The organism is Streptomyces sp. NPDC006458 (assembly GCF_040612135.1).
GTDB lineage: Bacteria > Actinomycetota > Actinomycetes > Streptomycetales > Streptomycetaceae > Streptomyces.
In genome coordinates this window covers 236,114-248,825 of the sequence record NZ_JBEXPR010000006.1, presented here as the reverse complement: position 1 = coordinate 248,825, position 12,712 = coordinate 236,114, and the positions used below count along the sequence as shown (strand labels likewise).

The following is a 12,712-nucleotide window of genomic DNA, read 5'->3' as shown; positions in this document are numbered from 1 at the left end:
AGTGGATCATGACCCAGGCCCGGCTCATGGACGGCACCGCGCTCGCCCGCACCCTCGTCGAGGAGACCGCCGAGCGCGCCGCCGCCCTCACCGACCGCACCGGCACCGCCCCGTGCCTGGCGACCGTGCTCGTCGGCGCGGACCCCGCCTCCGTCACCTACGTCCGGATGAAGCAGAACCGCTGCCGTACGGCCGGGATCGCCTCGCGGCACGTGGAGCTGCCCGCGTCGACCACCACCGAGGAACTGGTCGGCACGCTGCGGGAGCTGTCCGCCGATCCGGCCGTGCACGGCATCCTGCTCCAGCATCCGATGGGCGAACACATAGACGAGCGGGCCGCGTTCGAGGCCATCGCGCCGGAGAAGGACGTCGACGGCGTCACCTTCGCCTCCTTCGCCACGATGAGCTTCGGCCTGCCGGGCTTCGTGTCCTGCACGCCCGGCGGCATCATGCGGCTGCTCGACGCGTACGACGTCGACCCGTCCGGCAAGCGCGCCGTGGTGGTGGGCCGCAGCGCCATCCTCGGCAAGCCGGCCGGCATGCTGCTGCTCGCCCGGGACGCCACGGTGACCTACTGCCACTCCCGGACCCGGGATCTGTCGGCGGCCGTGCGCGAGGCGGACATCGTGGTCGCCGCGGTGGGCCGGGCACGGCTGATCAAGGGCCAGGACATCAAGCCCGGCGCGGTCGTGATCGACGCGGGCTACAACGCGGGCAACGTCGGTGACGTCGACTTCGACTCGGCCGTCGAGCGGGCCTCGCTGATCACGCCCGTGCCCGGCGGTGTCGGTCCGATGACCATCGCCACGCTGCTGGAGCAGACGGTGGACGCGGCCGCCCGGCAGCTCAGCGTGGCGCGGTAGCCGCACCCGACACATCCAGGCCGCGGGCCCCGCTGCCGTTGGGCGGGGCCGGGCTGTGGGCATACTCTCCCCCGTGCGAGTCGCGATCATGACGGCGGGTTCCCGGGGCGACGTGGCCCCGTTCACCGGTCTCGGGCACGGTCTGGTGGGCGCGGGTCACGAGGTGACCCTGGTGACACACGCGAGGTTCGAACCGCTGGTGGCCGGGTCCGGAGTGCGCTTCCACGCACTGCCGGTCGATCCGAAGGACGAGCTGGAGTCCCCGCGGGGGCGTGGCCTGCACCGCAGCACGACGGGCGCGGGCAAGCTGCTGCGGGTGGCGTCGATGGCGCGGGCCGTGATGGGCCGGATGACGGAGGACCTGGTGGCCGCCGCGCGCGCGAGCGACGTGCTGCTGCTGGCCGCGTCGGTCGCCCCGCTGGGGCTGGCCGTGGCCGAGGGCCTCAGGCTGCCGAGCCTGGGCCTGAACCTCCAGCCCATCGCCCCCACCCGGGAGTTCGGGCCGCCTCTGCTGGGGGACCGTTCCCTGGGCGGCATCGCCAACCGGGTCGCCGGGCACGGGGTGAACGCCGCCGTGGAGCAGGTCTTCGCGAGCGTGGTCCCCGGTGTGCGGGCCCGGCTGGGGCTGCCCGCCGCCCGGACCGGTGCCCTGCGCCGCGACCGGGAGCGGCAGGGCTGGCCGGTGCAGCACGGCTACAGCCCGCTGGTGGTGCCCCGTCCGCACGACTGGCGGCCCGGCCTCGATGTCGCCGGGTACTGGTGGCCGTACGACGGTCGGGCTGAGCGCGCTGATCGTGCGGGCGCTGCGCCGGGCGGGGCTGCGCGGGGTGATCCAGCGGGGCTGGGGAGGGCTCAGGGCGGACGGCGAGGACATGCTGACCGTCGGGGAGATCGCGCACTCCCTGCTCTTCCCGCACCTGGCCGCGGTCGTGCATCACGCGGGTGCGGGCACCACCGCGGCCGGGCTGCGGGCCGGGGTGCCGGCCGTGCCGGTTCCGGTGCAGTTCGACGAGTCCTTCTGGGCGGCCCGGCTGGTCGCCCTGGGCGTGGCCCCGTGCGCGCTGCCCCTGCGCCGGATGACGGAGGACGCCCTCGCCGTGGCGCTCGGCCGGGCCGTGTCGCTCCCGGCGTACCGCACGCGGGCGGCGGTGCTCGGGGAGCGGCTGCGCGAGGAGGACGGGGTGGCGCCGGTGGTGGCGGCGGTCGGCCGGCTCGGTCGTTGAGCGACACGGCCGCGGAAGGCCCTGATGGCGGCGGCCGCCTCCGGGGCCGGGCCATGCCCAGCGCGGCAGCAGGTCAGGGGTGCCCCTCCAACGGCCTCAGTATGGACAGCAGTTGGCGGACGAGTTCGTCGACCACCTCGTCCAGGGTGGCGTCCACCCAGCCCGCGCTCCAGTCGTGGAGAAGCCCGTTGACACTGCCGATGAACGCGGCGGCGGCGAGGCGATGGTCCCGCCGGGCGGCCTCGCCCCGGGCGACCGCGGCGACCGCCTCGTCGCAGATGAGGTCGACCCAGAGCGAGCGGCGGGCCAGCCGCTGCTCCTCCAGGCGAGGGCTCACTCCGATGATCTCGACGAAGGTGATGCGGATGCGGCGCGGGTCGGCGGTGACGTTCCGGGCGTAGGCGCGGAAGATCGCGTCGGCGCGGTCCCGCAGGGGCCTGCCCTCCGTCGCCGCGGCCGCCGCCAGCACCGCCTCCTCCGCCCAGCCGTTGACCTGGAGATGCAGGTCGGCCAGGACGTCCTCCAGGGTGCGGAACTCCTCGTAGAACTGGCGGGTCGACAGTCCCGCGGCCTCGCTGAGCGCGGCGACGGTCGTGGCGCGGTAGCCGGACGCAGACACCGTCGAGCGTCTCGGTGGCGCGCGGTACCGCCCGCAGGGCGGCCAGCACCGGCAGCAGGGCACCGAGCGTGTCCGGCGGGGCCTGGAGACGGAACCTGTGCAGGGGCTCGTGCACCCGCGTGCCCGCCCGCCGCAGCGCCTCGGCCAGGACCAGCGGGGTCAGGCCCCGGAAGTCGTACCCGGTGCTGGACATGCTCTTGTCGAAGCCCTGGTGGGCGTGGCTCTGCCGCGGCGAGTAACCCGAATGGGTCATCGTGACCGTGCAGTCGGTGACCCGCCAGCCATGCAGGCCCTGGCCGAGCGATTCCAGCACGGTGTCCTCCACCGCCCACGCCGAGCACCCGCTCCACCTCGGCGATGAAGTCGGGGTGCCCCGGGGTGTCGATCAGATTGACGGTGAGGTCGCCGATCGGGAACGAGACGACGGCCGACTTGATGGTGATACCGCGCCGGCGCTCCAGTTCCAGCGTGTCGGTCCGGGTGCTCCCGGCGTCGACGCTGCCGATCTCCTCGATGACCCCGGCCGTGTGCAGCAGCCGTTCGGTCAGACTGGTCTTACCTGCGTCGACGTGAGCGAGGATGCCAAGATTGAGCATGTGCACGTAGCGTCATGTCCTTCGGGGAGAGAGTCGTTCCTTTCTGGGCGGACATGAGCGAAGCGCGCATCGCTGTTCTCCTCGGCTGGACGCAGGGACCCCAGCAGTGCAACAGACGTGGGGGGCGGCGGCAACGGATTAAAGGAGCCCCCGGTGCGTGAGATTCTCCCGGTGCTGAGCGGCTGGTGGTCGGCCGGCAGCCCGTTCGGTCTGGCCACGGTGGTGGCGGTCAGCCGCAGCGCGCCCCGCGATCCGGGCGCCTCGATGGCGGTCGGTCCGGGCGACGAGGTCGTCGGCAGTGTGTCGGGCGGCTGTGTCGAGGGCGCGGTCCTCGAACTGGCCCAGGAGGCCCTGGCCGACGGGCGGGCCCGGCTGGAGACCTTCGGCTACAGCGACGAGGACGCCTTCGCCGTGGGGCTGACCTGCGGCGGCGAGATCACCGTGCTGGTGCGCGCGGTGACGCCCGAGCTGGACCCGGCCTTCGGCGCGGTCGCCGCGTCGGTGGCGGCGGGCCGCCCGGTCACGACGGCCACGGTGACCGACGGCCCCGTGGCGCGCGCGGCGGTGCTCGCCGTGTGGCCGGACGAGGTCGGGGGCACCCTCGGCGCGCCCGGCCTGGACGCGGCCGTCACCGCCGACGCGCGCGGTGAACTGGCCCTCGGCGCCACGGGCGTACGGCACTACGGTCCGCACGGCGAGCGCCGTGAGGACGCGGTCTCGGTGTTCCTGCACTCCTTCGCGCCGCCGCCGCGCATGCTGGTGTTCGGGGCCATCGACTACGCGGCCGCTGTCGCCCGTATCGGTGATTTCCTCGGCTACCGGGTGACCGTCTGCGACGCCCGCCCGGTGTTCGCCACACCGCGCCGCTTCCCGCCGGGCACGGAGGTCGTCGTGGACTGGCCGCACCGCTATCTGTCGCGCACGGACACCGACGAGCGCACGGTGATCTGCGTGCTCACCCATGACCCCAAGTTCGACGTGCCCCTGCTTCAGGAGGCGCTGCGCCGGCCCGCCGCCTACATCGGCGCGATGGGCAGCCGCCGTACCCACGACGAACGCCGGGAACACCTGGTCAGGGCCGGGCTCGGCGGGCGCGAGCTGGCCCGGCTGCGCTCTCCGGTCGGGCTCGATCTGGGCGCCCGTACGCCCGAGGAGGTGGCGGTGTCCGTGGCGGCGGAGATCGTGGCCCTGCGGTGGGGCGGCAGCGGCGCCCCGCTGACCGACACGTCGGGTGCCGTGCACCCTCCGTCACCGTCGGAAGATTCCGCTCCCCCGAAGGTGTGAATCAGGACGAACAGGGTAGGCGGCGCCCCAGCGGGGACGAACGCGTCCCTGGCGTGTCCCAACGGGAAGGAGGTCCGTGACAGACCAGCCCACACTCGCAGCGCGCGGGCCGTTCCCGACCGACCGGGGCGGCCCGCCTTCCCTGAGTGCCCCGAAGGCTCAGCGCGGCGGCAGCCTGTGCAGCACCACATCCGTCAGCAGCCCGTCCGCCACCGACGCGGTCAGATAGGTGCGGTACGGCTGTCTGCGCCGGTCCGTGGGCGAGCCCGGGTTGAGCAGCCGCAGGCCGGTGGCGGCGGTGCTGTCCCAGGGGATGTGGCTGTGTCCGAAGACCAGCACGTCCAGCTCGGGGAACCGGGCCGCGCAGCGCGCCTCCCTGCCCTGCGCCGGGCCCGTCTCGTGGATCACCCCGAAGCGCAGACCGCCCAGCTCGGCGTACGCGATCTCGGGCAACCGCGACCTGAGGCCGTCTCCGTCGTTGTTCCCGTGGACGCCGATCAGACGGCGGCTGCGGCGCTCCAGCAGATCCAGAGTGGCCGTGTCCACCCAGTCGCCGGCGTGCAGCACGACGTCCGCGTGCGGTAGTTCTGCGAGCAACTGTTCGGGCAACTCCCTTGCCCGGCGCGGGATGTGGGTGTCCGACATCAGGAGCAGACGCATACGGTCAGGGTAGGCGCGCGTCGATCGTCGAGGCGACGAGCGGGATAAGATCGGGCAACGCGTGGCAATCCTCGACGCGAACGGCAGACGACCCAGGGGGCCAGGAGGCCATGCCGGTGAAGGTCAGTGTCATCGTTCCGGTCTACAACCCCGGACGCTACATCGACGACTGCGTCGACTCTCTTCTGCGCCAGTCGCTCCCCGACGACGAATACGAAGTGATCTTCGTCGACGACGGCTCCACCGACGACACGCCGGCCCGGCTCGACGCGCTCGCCGTGGAGCATCCCCATGTGCACGTCTTCCACCAGGAGAACTCCGGCTGGTCGGGCAAGCCCCGCAACGTCGGCATCGACGCCGCCAAGGGCGAGTACGTGATGTTCGTCGACAACGACGACTACCTCGGCGACCAGGCGCTGGAGCGGATGTACGAGTACGGCGTCGCCAACGCGGCGGACGTGGTGGTCGGCAAGATGGCCGGCAAGAACCGCGGGGTGCCGGTGGAGCTGTTCCGCCGCAACCACCCGCGCGCCACCGTCGCGAACGCCCCGCTGATCGACAGCCTCACCCCGCACAAGATGGTCCGCAAGGGCTTCCTGGACCGCACCGGCCTGCGCTTCCCCGAGGGCCGGCGCCGCCTGGAGGACCATGTCTTCGTCACCGAGGCGTACTTGCGCGCGGAGAACGTCTCGGTGCTCAGCGACTACGTCTGCTACTATCACGTACGCCGGGACGACGCCTCCAACGCGGGCTTCCAGCGCTTCGACCCGGCGGGGTACTTCGGCAATCTGCGCGAGGCGCTCGACGTCGTCGAGCGGTACACCGAGCCGGGCCCGCTGCGCGACCGGCTGTACCGGCGCTGGCTGCGCAACGAGATGGTCGAACGGCTGCGCGGCAAGCGGCTCCTGACCGCCCCCGAGGACTTCCGCAAGGACCTCTTCCAGGAGATCCACAAGGTCGTCGTCGAGCGGTTCGGCCCCGAGGTCGCGGCCGGACTCCCGTCCACCCAGCGGTACGTCGCCAAGCTGGCGGAGCAGGGCCGGTACGAGGACACGCTGGCCTTCGCCGAGTGGGAGGCGGCCATCGGGGTCAGGTCCGTCCCCGAGCGGGTCGAGTGGCACGACGGAGCCCTGCGGATCGTCTTCTCCGCCCAGCTCGCCCTGCACGGCGAGCCCATGACCTTCCCGGCCGGCGCCGAGGCCCCCGGGGCCGAGCCGCCGGACGGCGTGCGGGACGCGATCGACTGGCTGGGCGCGGAGACGGCGGCCCGGTTCGGCAAGAGCACGCTGGACCTGGTGTTCAAGGAACGCTCCAGCGCCGCCCCGCACTTCCAGCCCGTCCAGGTCGACCACGAGAGGGTCCCGGCGGGCGAGGGCCGGGTGCGGCTGGTGCTGCGTTCGACGGCCGTCGTCGACCCCGCGGCCGCGGCCGGGGACACCCCGCCGACGGCCGGGCTGTGGGATGCGGTGGCGCGGCTGAAGCTGGGCGGCTGGACCAAGGAGGTGCGGCTCGGCCCCGCGCCGAAGGGCGACCGCTCCCTGCCGCCCGCCGGGGTGGTCGCGGGCCATGTGGTGCTGCCGTACTGGACCGAGCCGCACCGCAACCTCTCGCTGGACGTGGACAAGGCCGGCAAGCGGCTCGGGCTCGCCGGGATCGCGAGGGACCAGGTCACCGTCGTGGACGGCCGGTTGAGCGCGCCGCTGCCGCTGTACGTGCCCGCGGCGACCGAGGTGGCGCTGCGGCTGACGTCCCCGGCGTCGGCGACCCCCGTCGAGGTGCCCGGCACCCTGGCGCCCGCCCCGTCCGGCACCGGCTCGCTGCTGACGGCCGCGCTGCCCGTCGAGCGGCTGGCCGAGGGCGTCTGGCGCGCCGCGTTCGTCCCGGCGCCGGGCACCCCCGCACGGCACGGGCTGCCGCTCGAACTGCGGGCCCGGTCCGGACAGATCGAGCTGGTGCGCGCGGCCCGGCCGGGTCTCGCGGGGCAGGTGGCCCGCAAGGTTCGCGGGCTGTTCGGGGCGGGGAGGTAGAGATGCGATCTCTCGGTATCGAGGGCGCCTGGATCCTGGAGCCAAAGGTGTTCCCGGACGACCGGGGCAGCTTCCACGAGTGGTTCCGGGGCACGGATTTCGGCGAGGCCACCGGCCACGAGATGTCCCTCGCCCAGGCCAACTGCTCGGTCTCGCGGCGGGGCGTCCTGCGCGGTGTGCACTTCGCCGACACGCCGCCCGGCCAGGCCAAGTACGTCACGTGTGTGCGCGGCGCGGTACTGGACGTGGTCGTCGACCTGCGGGTCGGCTCACCCTCGTTCGGGCGCTGGGAGGCGGCACGGCTGGACGAGGACACCCGGCACGCGCTGTATCTCTCCGAGGGCCTCGGGCACGCCTTCATGGCGCTCACCGACGACGCGACGGTCATCTACCTGTGCTCGACGGGCTACGCCCCGGAGCGCGAGCACGGGGTGCACCCGCTGGACGCCGACCTGGCCATCGAGTGGCCGCAGGGCATCGAGCCGCTGCTGTCGCCGAAGGACGCGGAGGCGCCGTCCCTGGCCGAGGCGCGGCGGACCGGGCTCCTCCCGGAGTATGAGGCCTGCCGCGCCCACTACGAGCGGCTGCGAGCGGGCGGCCGCCCGCTCGGCGACTGACCGACCGCCGGCCGGACGCTCGACGGACGGACGGCCGTCCGCGCAGCGGAACGGGCCGTCAGCCCTGGGGCTGACGGCCCGTTCCGTCGTGTCCGCCTCAGCCGCCGACCGCGAACTCCGCCAGCGCGCGGCGCAGCGGAGGCAGGCCCCGCGAGCGTCCCGCGCCGATGTTGCGGGCCCGCACCAGCGGGCGCCAGAAGCCGGCCGACAGCAGCGTCTCGGGCCGTACCGCCGGCACCCGCTCCAGGATCGCCTCGGGCACCTTCTGCGGGTCGGGCACCTCGAACTCGGCGATGATCTCGTCGTACTTGTCCTTCAGGACGGTGTTCGACGGGTCCGCGCCGAAGACGACCAGCTGTCCGGTCGGCTCGGTGTCGACCAGGACGGTCACCAGGTCGGGCCGGTGCCGGTTGAGGATCTCGACCAGCTTGTAGACGTCCCCGGTCCAGGCGTTGGTGTGCCGGTCGCGGGCGGCCTCGTCGATGCTGCGGGGCAGCATGTCGTCGAAGACGATGACGCTCGCCCAGTCCGAGTGCTTCTCGACGTTGATGAAGTCGCGCAGGGCGTACTCGAACAGGTGCATGCCGTCGATGAAGGACAGGTCGAGCGTGGTGCGCTTCCAGTAGCCGATGGGGCTGCGGCCGCGGGCGAGGTTGCGCAGCGGATGGCGTCCGCCCCTGAGGTGCGCGAGGGGGTTCTCGCGGGCGAAGAAGTCGTCGCTGGTGGCCTTCACCAGGTGGACGTCGCACTTGATTTCCGTGACGACCTTGAAGGCGGGGTCGATCGCGATGCTGGGCACGCGCGACAGCTTCAGGCTTCGGCCGTCGTTGACGCCGATCTCCAGGTAGTTGCGGTTCGCGGTGACCTTGTGCAGGTCGCGCAGGAACTCATGGCGTTTCACGAAGGGGACTCCTTGCGGATGAGGGGTAGTGCCTCGTGCAGGGCGTCGCGCCAGGCACGCGGCGGGGGCAGGCCTGCCTCCTGCCATCTGTCGTGCGCGAGGACGCTGTACGCGGGGCGCGGCGCGGGCCGGGGGTAGGTCGCGCTGCTGGTGGGGCGCACCCGGTCGGGGTCGGCACCGACGCCGTCGAAGACCGCGCGGGCCAGGTCGTACCAGGTGGCCTCGCCGGCCGAGGTGGCGTGGAAGACGCCGTGCAGGCCGGGGCCGATCAGGGGGCCGAGCGCGGCGAGGCTCTCGGCCACGTCGGCGCTCCAGGTGGGCTGGCCGCGCTGGTCGTCGACGACGTCGACGGTGTCGCGGGATGCCTCCAGGCCGAGCATCGTCCGCACGAAGCTGCGGCCGTGGACGCCGTACAGCCAGGCGGTGCGCACGATCGCTGAGGCCTCGGGCAGTTCGGCGAGGACGGCCTCCTCGCCCGCGAGCTTGGTGCGGCCGTACGCCGTGCGCGGGGCGGGCGGGTGGTCCTCCGTGTACGGGGCGGTACGGGCATCGCCGGAGAAGACGTAGTCGGTGGAGACGTGCAGCAGCCGGGCGCCGGTGGCCGCGCAGGCGCGGGCCAGGTGGCGCGGGCCGTCGCCGTTGACGCGCAGGGCCTGTGCCTCGTGGCTCTCGGCGTCGTCGACGGCGGTGTAGGCGGCGCAGTTGACCACCAGGTCGGGGCGGTGGGCGGCGAACGCCTCCTCGACCGACTCGGGGCGGGTGATGTCGAGGGCGGTGTGGTCGAGGCCGGTGACCTCTTCGCCACGCCGGGTGAGGGCGGCGACGGTGTCCCTGCCGAGCATCCCGCTCGCGCCGGTGACCAGCCAGTTCATCGGCGCTCCTTGAGCGGCTCCCACCAGGCGCGGTGGTCGCGGTACCAGTCGACGGTGGCGGCGAGGCCGCTGGTGAAGTCGTGGCGGGGGCGGTAGCCGAGTTCGGTGCGGGCCTTGGTCCAGTCGACCGAGTAGCGCAGGTCGTGGCCCTTGCGGTCGGTGACGTGCTCGACCATGTCCCAGTCGGCCCCGCAGGCCTGAAGGAGCAGGCCGGTGAGCTGCTTGTTGGTGAGCTCGGTGCCGCCGCCGATGTTGTAGACCTCGCCGGGGCGGCCGGCCGTGCGCACGAGGTCCACGCCGAGGCAGTGGTCCTCGACGTGCAGCCAGTCGCGGACGTTGAGGCCCTCGCCGTACAGCGGCACCTTCCTGCCGTCGAGCAGGTTGGTGACGAACAGCGGGACGACCTTCTCGGGGAACTGGTGCGGGCCGTAGTTGTTGGAGCACCGGGTCACGCGCACGTCCAGGCCGTGGGTGCGGTGGTAGGCCAGGGCGAGCAGGTCGGAGGATGCCTTGGAGGCGGAGTACGGGGAGTTGGGGCTCAGCGGGTGGGTCTCGGGCCAGGAACCCGTGTCGATGGAGCCGTACACCTCGTCGGTGGAGACGTGCACGAACGGGCCGACGCCGTGCCGCAGGGCCGCGTCCAGCAGGGTCTGGGTGCCCAGCACGTTGGTACGCACGAACTCGGCGGCGCCGTCGATGGAGCGGTCCACATGGGACTCGGCCGCGAAGTGCACGACCTGGTCGCTCTCGCCGACCAGCTTGTCGACGAGCGCGGCGTCGCAGATGTCGCCGCGCACGAACCTGAGCCGGGGGTGTTCGGGCGGCAGGTTGGTGAGTGTGCCCGCGTAGGTGAGTTTGTCCAGCACCGTGATGTGCGGGGCGTCCGGCCCGTCGTCCGCCAGGAGCGTGCGGACGTACGTCGAGCCGATGAACCCGGCGGCGCCGGTGACAAGGAGGTTCATGAACGGATCTGCACCTTGCTCAAGGGGTGTGCACCTTGCTCGGTACGGCGTGGCGCACCTGCTCAGGTATGGATCTGGACCTTGCTGTGGTCGCCCAGGACGAGGCGGTGGGCGCTGGGCACGCTGGGCGCCGGTGTGACCTCTACATGGCGCCCGATCAGGGAGTTCTCGATGCGGCCGACGCCGTCGATGGAGGACTCGCGCAGCACGATCGAGAACTCCAGCTCGCTGTCCGTGATGCGGCAGTTCTCGGCGACGGAGGTGAACGGGCCGACGTAGGAGTCGGTGACGACCGTGCCAGCGCCGATCACGACGGGGCCGACGATGCGGGAGCCGACCACGCGGGCGCCCTCCTCGATCACGACCCGGCCGATGGTCTCGGAGGTGTCGTCGACCTCGCCGTCGATCCGCCGCTCCATGCCTTCCAGGACCGTGCGGTTGACCTCCAGCATGTCGACGACGTTGCCGGTGTCCTTCCAGTAGCCGTGGATCACGGTGGAACGGACGTCGGCGCCGTCGTCGAGCAGGTGCTGGATGGCGTGGGTGATCTCCAGTTCGCCGCGCCAGGACGGGCCGATGGCGCGCACGGCCTCGTGGATGGCCGGGGTGAACAGGTACACGCCGACCAGGGCGAGATCGCTCTTGGGTTTCTCCGGCTTCTCCTCCAGTCCGACGACGTGCCCGTCGTCGCCGAGCTCGGCGACGCCGAAGGCGCGCGGGTCGGGGACGTGGGTGAGCAGGATCTGCGCGTCGGGCCGGCTGCGCCGGAACTCGTCGACGAGGTCCGTGATGCCGCCGACGATGAAGTTGTCGCCGAGGTACATCACGAAGTCGTCGTCGCCGAGGTAGTCGCGGGCGATCAGCACCGCGTGGGCGAGACCGAGGGGGCGTTCCTGGGGGATGTAGGTGATGTCGAGGCCGAACTTGGAGCCGTCACCCACCGCCTCCTGGATCTCCTCGGCGGTGTCGCCCACGACGACTCCCACTTCGGTGATCCCCGCCGCGGCGATCGACTCCAGGCCGTAGAACAGCACGGCTTTGTTCGCCACCGGAACGAGTTGCTTGGCCGAGGTGTGCGTGATCGGCCTCAACCTTGTTCCGGCGCCTCCGGACAGCACGAGTGCCTTCATCTGCTTCACCTTAGCGGGGATCTTCCGGAGCGGCTGTCGCTTGCCGTACTTCCCCCGTACTCCCCCGTCCACCCGGTTGTTCGCCTTTCGGCCGCCCCAGGTGTCACGGGCAGGCGGGGACCCCCTCCAGCCAGGCGGGTCCCTGGAGGTAGATGTTGGTCATCCAGGCGCGGTAGTCGGGCAGGTGGGACCACACGTCGTTGGTGTAGCCCTCGGAGGTGACACGCTCGGCGTGCTTCTGGCAGCGGATCCGGACGGTGGTCGGTCCGGGGAAGGCGTACACGCGGGCGGCCGCGGTGGACGGCTCCGCCTTGGTCCACACGCCGCTGCCCCAGGTGTGGAAGACGGGGCCGGCCACCGGGCCCGTCTGCACGCGCAGGGCGCCGAAGTAGGCGCCGGTCAGGCGGACGTCACTGACCGTCAGCCGGGTGCCGGACTGCCGGGCCTCGACCATCCGGCCCGCGCCGAGGTAGATCGCGATGTGCTTGAGGTGGTCGGCGGTGCCCCAGGCCAGCAGGTCGCCGGGGAGCAGCGGGGCGAGGCCCTGGTCCGGGGTGAAGCGCTCGGCGGCCCGGTGCGTGTAGTACTGGGCGCTCGCCAGGCCGTTCAGGATGTCCTCGCCGGTGGCGCGGGCGTAGGCGTGGCGGACCAGTCCCGAGCAGTCGAAGCCGAGCCGTTCGGGGTCGTGCTCGCTGGCCGGGTCGTCGGGGTCGACCTGCCCGTACGTCGGGCCGGGTGTGGCGCCGTGGCCACCGCCCCACGTGTACCAGGTGCCCGCGGCGACCTGCTCGCAGGCGGCCGCGACGGCCCGCTCGGCGGCCGGGGAGGCCCCAGCGGCGAGGGGGCGGCAGTCGTCCGCGGGGGCGGCCGCGGCGGGCGCCGGGGTGCCCGGGAGGAGGGCGAGCAGGGCGGCGAGCAGGCTGCCGGCGAGGATGCGGCGGAGCATGGGCGGGTCCCC

Annotated in this window: 11 protein-coding genes and 2 pseudogenes; 5 read left to right on the top strand and 8 right to left on the bottom strand. The window is 72.7% G+C overall.

The genetic code is table 11. The features are described from left to right. The first annotated feature begins 8 nt into the window (after positions 1-8). Together ABZZ79_RS10850 and ABZZ79_RS10845 are read left to right on the top strand one after the other, a co-directional pair. Positions 9-863, top strand: a complete 855-nt coding sequence (locus tag ABZZ79_RS10850; RefSeq protein ID WP_356688576.1) for a bifunctional 5,10-methylenetetrahydrofolate dehydrogenase/5,10-methenyltetrahydrofolate cyclohydrolase — start codon at positions 9-11, stop codon at positions 861-863. 88 nt (positions 864-951) lie between these two features. Continuing rightward, positions 952-2,086 (top strand): annotated as a pseudogene (locus ABZZ79_RS10845) (glycosyltransferase). Between the two features lie 73 nt (positions 2,087-2,159). Here the strand turns inward: ABZZ79_RS10845 and ABZZ79_RS10840 are convergent. Together ABZZ79_RS10840 and ABZZ79_RS10835 are read right to left on the bottom strand one after the other, a co-directional pair. Beyond that, positions 2,160-2,705 carry a TetR family transcriptional regulator gene (locus ABZZ79_RS10840; protein ID WP_356688575.1) on the bottom strand — a complete coding sequence of 182 codons (546 nt, stop codon included), beginning with the start codon at positions 2,703-2,705 and terminating at the stop codon, positions 2,160-2,162. A gap of 10 nt (positions 2,706-2,715) precedes the next feature. Next, positions 2,716-3,307: pseudogene (locus ABZZ79_RS10835) on the bottom strand (GTP-binding protein); the annotation flags it as partial. 147 nt (positions 3,308-3,454) lie between these two features. Between ABZZ79_RS10835 and ABZZ79_RS10830 the strand changes: the two are divergent. Next, positions 3,455-4,585 (top strand): XdhC family protein, encoded by a 1,131-nt coding sequence (locus ABZZ79_RS10830; RefSeq protein ID WP_356688574.1) that lies wholly within the window; start codon positions 3,455-3,457, stop codon positions 4,583-4,585. A gap of 159 nt (positions 4,586-4,744) precedes the next feature. Here the strand turns inward: ABZZ79_RS10830 and ABZZ79_RS10825 are convergent, their stop codons facing one another. Further along, positions 4,745-5,245: a metallophosphoesterase gene (locus tag ABZZ79_RS10825; RefSeq protein ID WP_356688573.1), complete on the bottom strand. Its 501-nt coding sequence runs from the start codon at positions 5,243-5,245 to the stop codon at positions 4,745-4,747. A 110-nt stretch (positions 5,246-5,355) separates the two neighbouring features. On the opposite strand from ABZZ79_RS10825, the gene ABZZ79_RS10820 reads away from it, so the two are divergent. Together ABZZ79_RS10820 and rfbC are read left to right on the top strand one after the other, a co-directional pair. Beyond that, positions 5,356-7,272, top strand: coding sequence for a glycosyltransferase family 2 protein (locus ABZZ79_RS10820; RefSeq protein ID WP_356688572.1), 1,917 nt, complete (start codon positions 5,356-5,358; stop codon positions 7,270-7,272). 2 nt (positions 7,273-7,274) lie between these two features. Then, positions 7,275-7,889 (top strand): dTDP-4-dehydrorhamnose 3,5-epimerase, encoded by a 615-nt coding sequence (rfbC, locus tag ABZZ79_RS10815; protein WP_356688571.1) that lies wholly within the window; start codon positions 7,275-7,277, stop codon positions 7,887-7,889. Between the two features lie 97 nt (positions 7,890-7,986). Here the strand turns inward: rfbC and ABZZ79_RS10810 are convergent, their stop codons facing one another. The 5 genes from ABZZ79_RS10810 to ABZZ79_RS10790 all read right to left on the bottom strand — a co-directional run bounded on the left by ABZZ79_RS10810 (position 7,987) and on the right by ABZZ79_RS10790 (position 12,700). Beyond that, the gene (locus ABZZ79_RS10810; RefSeq protein WP_356688570.1) at positions 7,987-8,790 is read right to left on the bottom strand and encodes a class I SAM-dependent methyltransferase; all 804 of its coding nucleotides are present in this window, start codon (positions 8,788-8,790) and stop codon (positions 7,987-7,989) included. Beyond that, the gene (rfbD, locus tag ABZZ79_RS10805; RefSeq protein ID WP_356688569.1) at positions 8,787-9,662 is read right to left on the bottom strand and encodes a dTDP-4-dehydrorhamnose reductase; all 876 of its coding nucleotides are present in this window, start codon (positions 9,660-9,662) and stop codon (positions 8,787-8,789) included. The genes ABZZ79_RS10810 and rfbD overlap by 4 nt, the downstream gene beginning before the upstream one ends. Further along, complete coding sequence (rfbB, locus tag ABZZ79_RS10800) at positions 9,659-10,624, bottom strand: dTDP-glucose 4,6-dehydratase (protein ID WP_356688568.1); 966 nt, start codon at positions 10,622-10,624, stop codon at positions 9,659-9,661. Before rfbB ends, rfbD begins: the two co-directional genes overlap by 4 nt. Positions 10,625-10,686: 62 nt before the next feature. Further along, positions 10,687-11,754 carry a glucose-1-phosphate thymidylyltransferase gene (locus ABZZ79_RS10795; RefSeq protein WP_356688567.1) on the bottom strand — a complete coding sequence of 356 codons (1,068 nt, stop codon included), beginning with the start codon at positions 11,752-11,754 and terminating at the stop codon, positions 10,687-10,689. A gap of 103 nt (positions 11,755-11,857) precedes the next feature. Further along, the gene (locus ABZZ79_RS10790; protein ID WP_356688566.1) at positions 11,858-12,700 is read right to left on the bottom strand and encodes an NlpC/P60 family protein; all 843 of its coding nucleotides are present in this window, start codon (positions 12,698-12,700) and stop codon (positions 11,858-11,860) included. Between the last annotated feature and the right edge of the window lie 12 nt (positions 12,701-12,712).

Excerpts from the sequence above, each read along its gene's own strand:
- ABZZ79_RS10850 (WP_356688576.1), top strand. The coding sequence starts at position 9 with ATGACCCAGGCCCGGCTCATGGACGGCACCGCGCTCGCCCGCACCCTC.
- ABZZ79_RS10825 (WP_356688573.1), bottom strand. The coding sequence starts at position 5,245 with ATGCGTCTGCTCCTGATGTCGGACACCCACATCCCGCGCCGGGCAAGG.
- ABZZ79_RS10820 (WP_356688572.1), top strand. The coding sequence starts at position 5,356 with ATGCCGGTGAAGGTCAGTGTCATCGTTCCGGTCTACAACCCCGGACGC.
- rfbC (WP_356688571.1), top strand. The coding sequence starts at position 7,275 with ATGCGATCTCTCGGTATCGAGGGCGCCTGGATCCTGGAGCCAAAGGTG.
- rfbD (WP_356688569.1), bottom strand. The coding sequence starts at position 9,662 with ATGAACTGGCTGGTCACCGGCGCGAGCGGGATGCTCGGCAGGGACACC.
- rfbB (WP_356688568.1), bottom strand. The coding sequence starts at position 10,624 with ATGAACCTCCTTGTCACCGGCGCCGCCGGGTTCATCGGCTCGACGTAC.
- ABZZ79_RS10795 (WP_356688567.1), bottom strand. The coding sequence starts at position 11,754 with ATGAAGGCACTCGTGCTGTCCGGAGGCGCCGGAACAAGGTTGAGGCCG.
- ABZZ79_RS10790 (WP_356688566.1), bottom strand. The coding sequence starts at position 12,700 with ATGCTCCGCCGCATCCTCGCCGGCAGCCTGCTCGCCGCCCTGCTCGCC.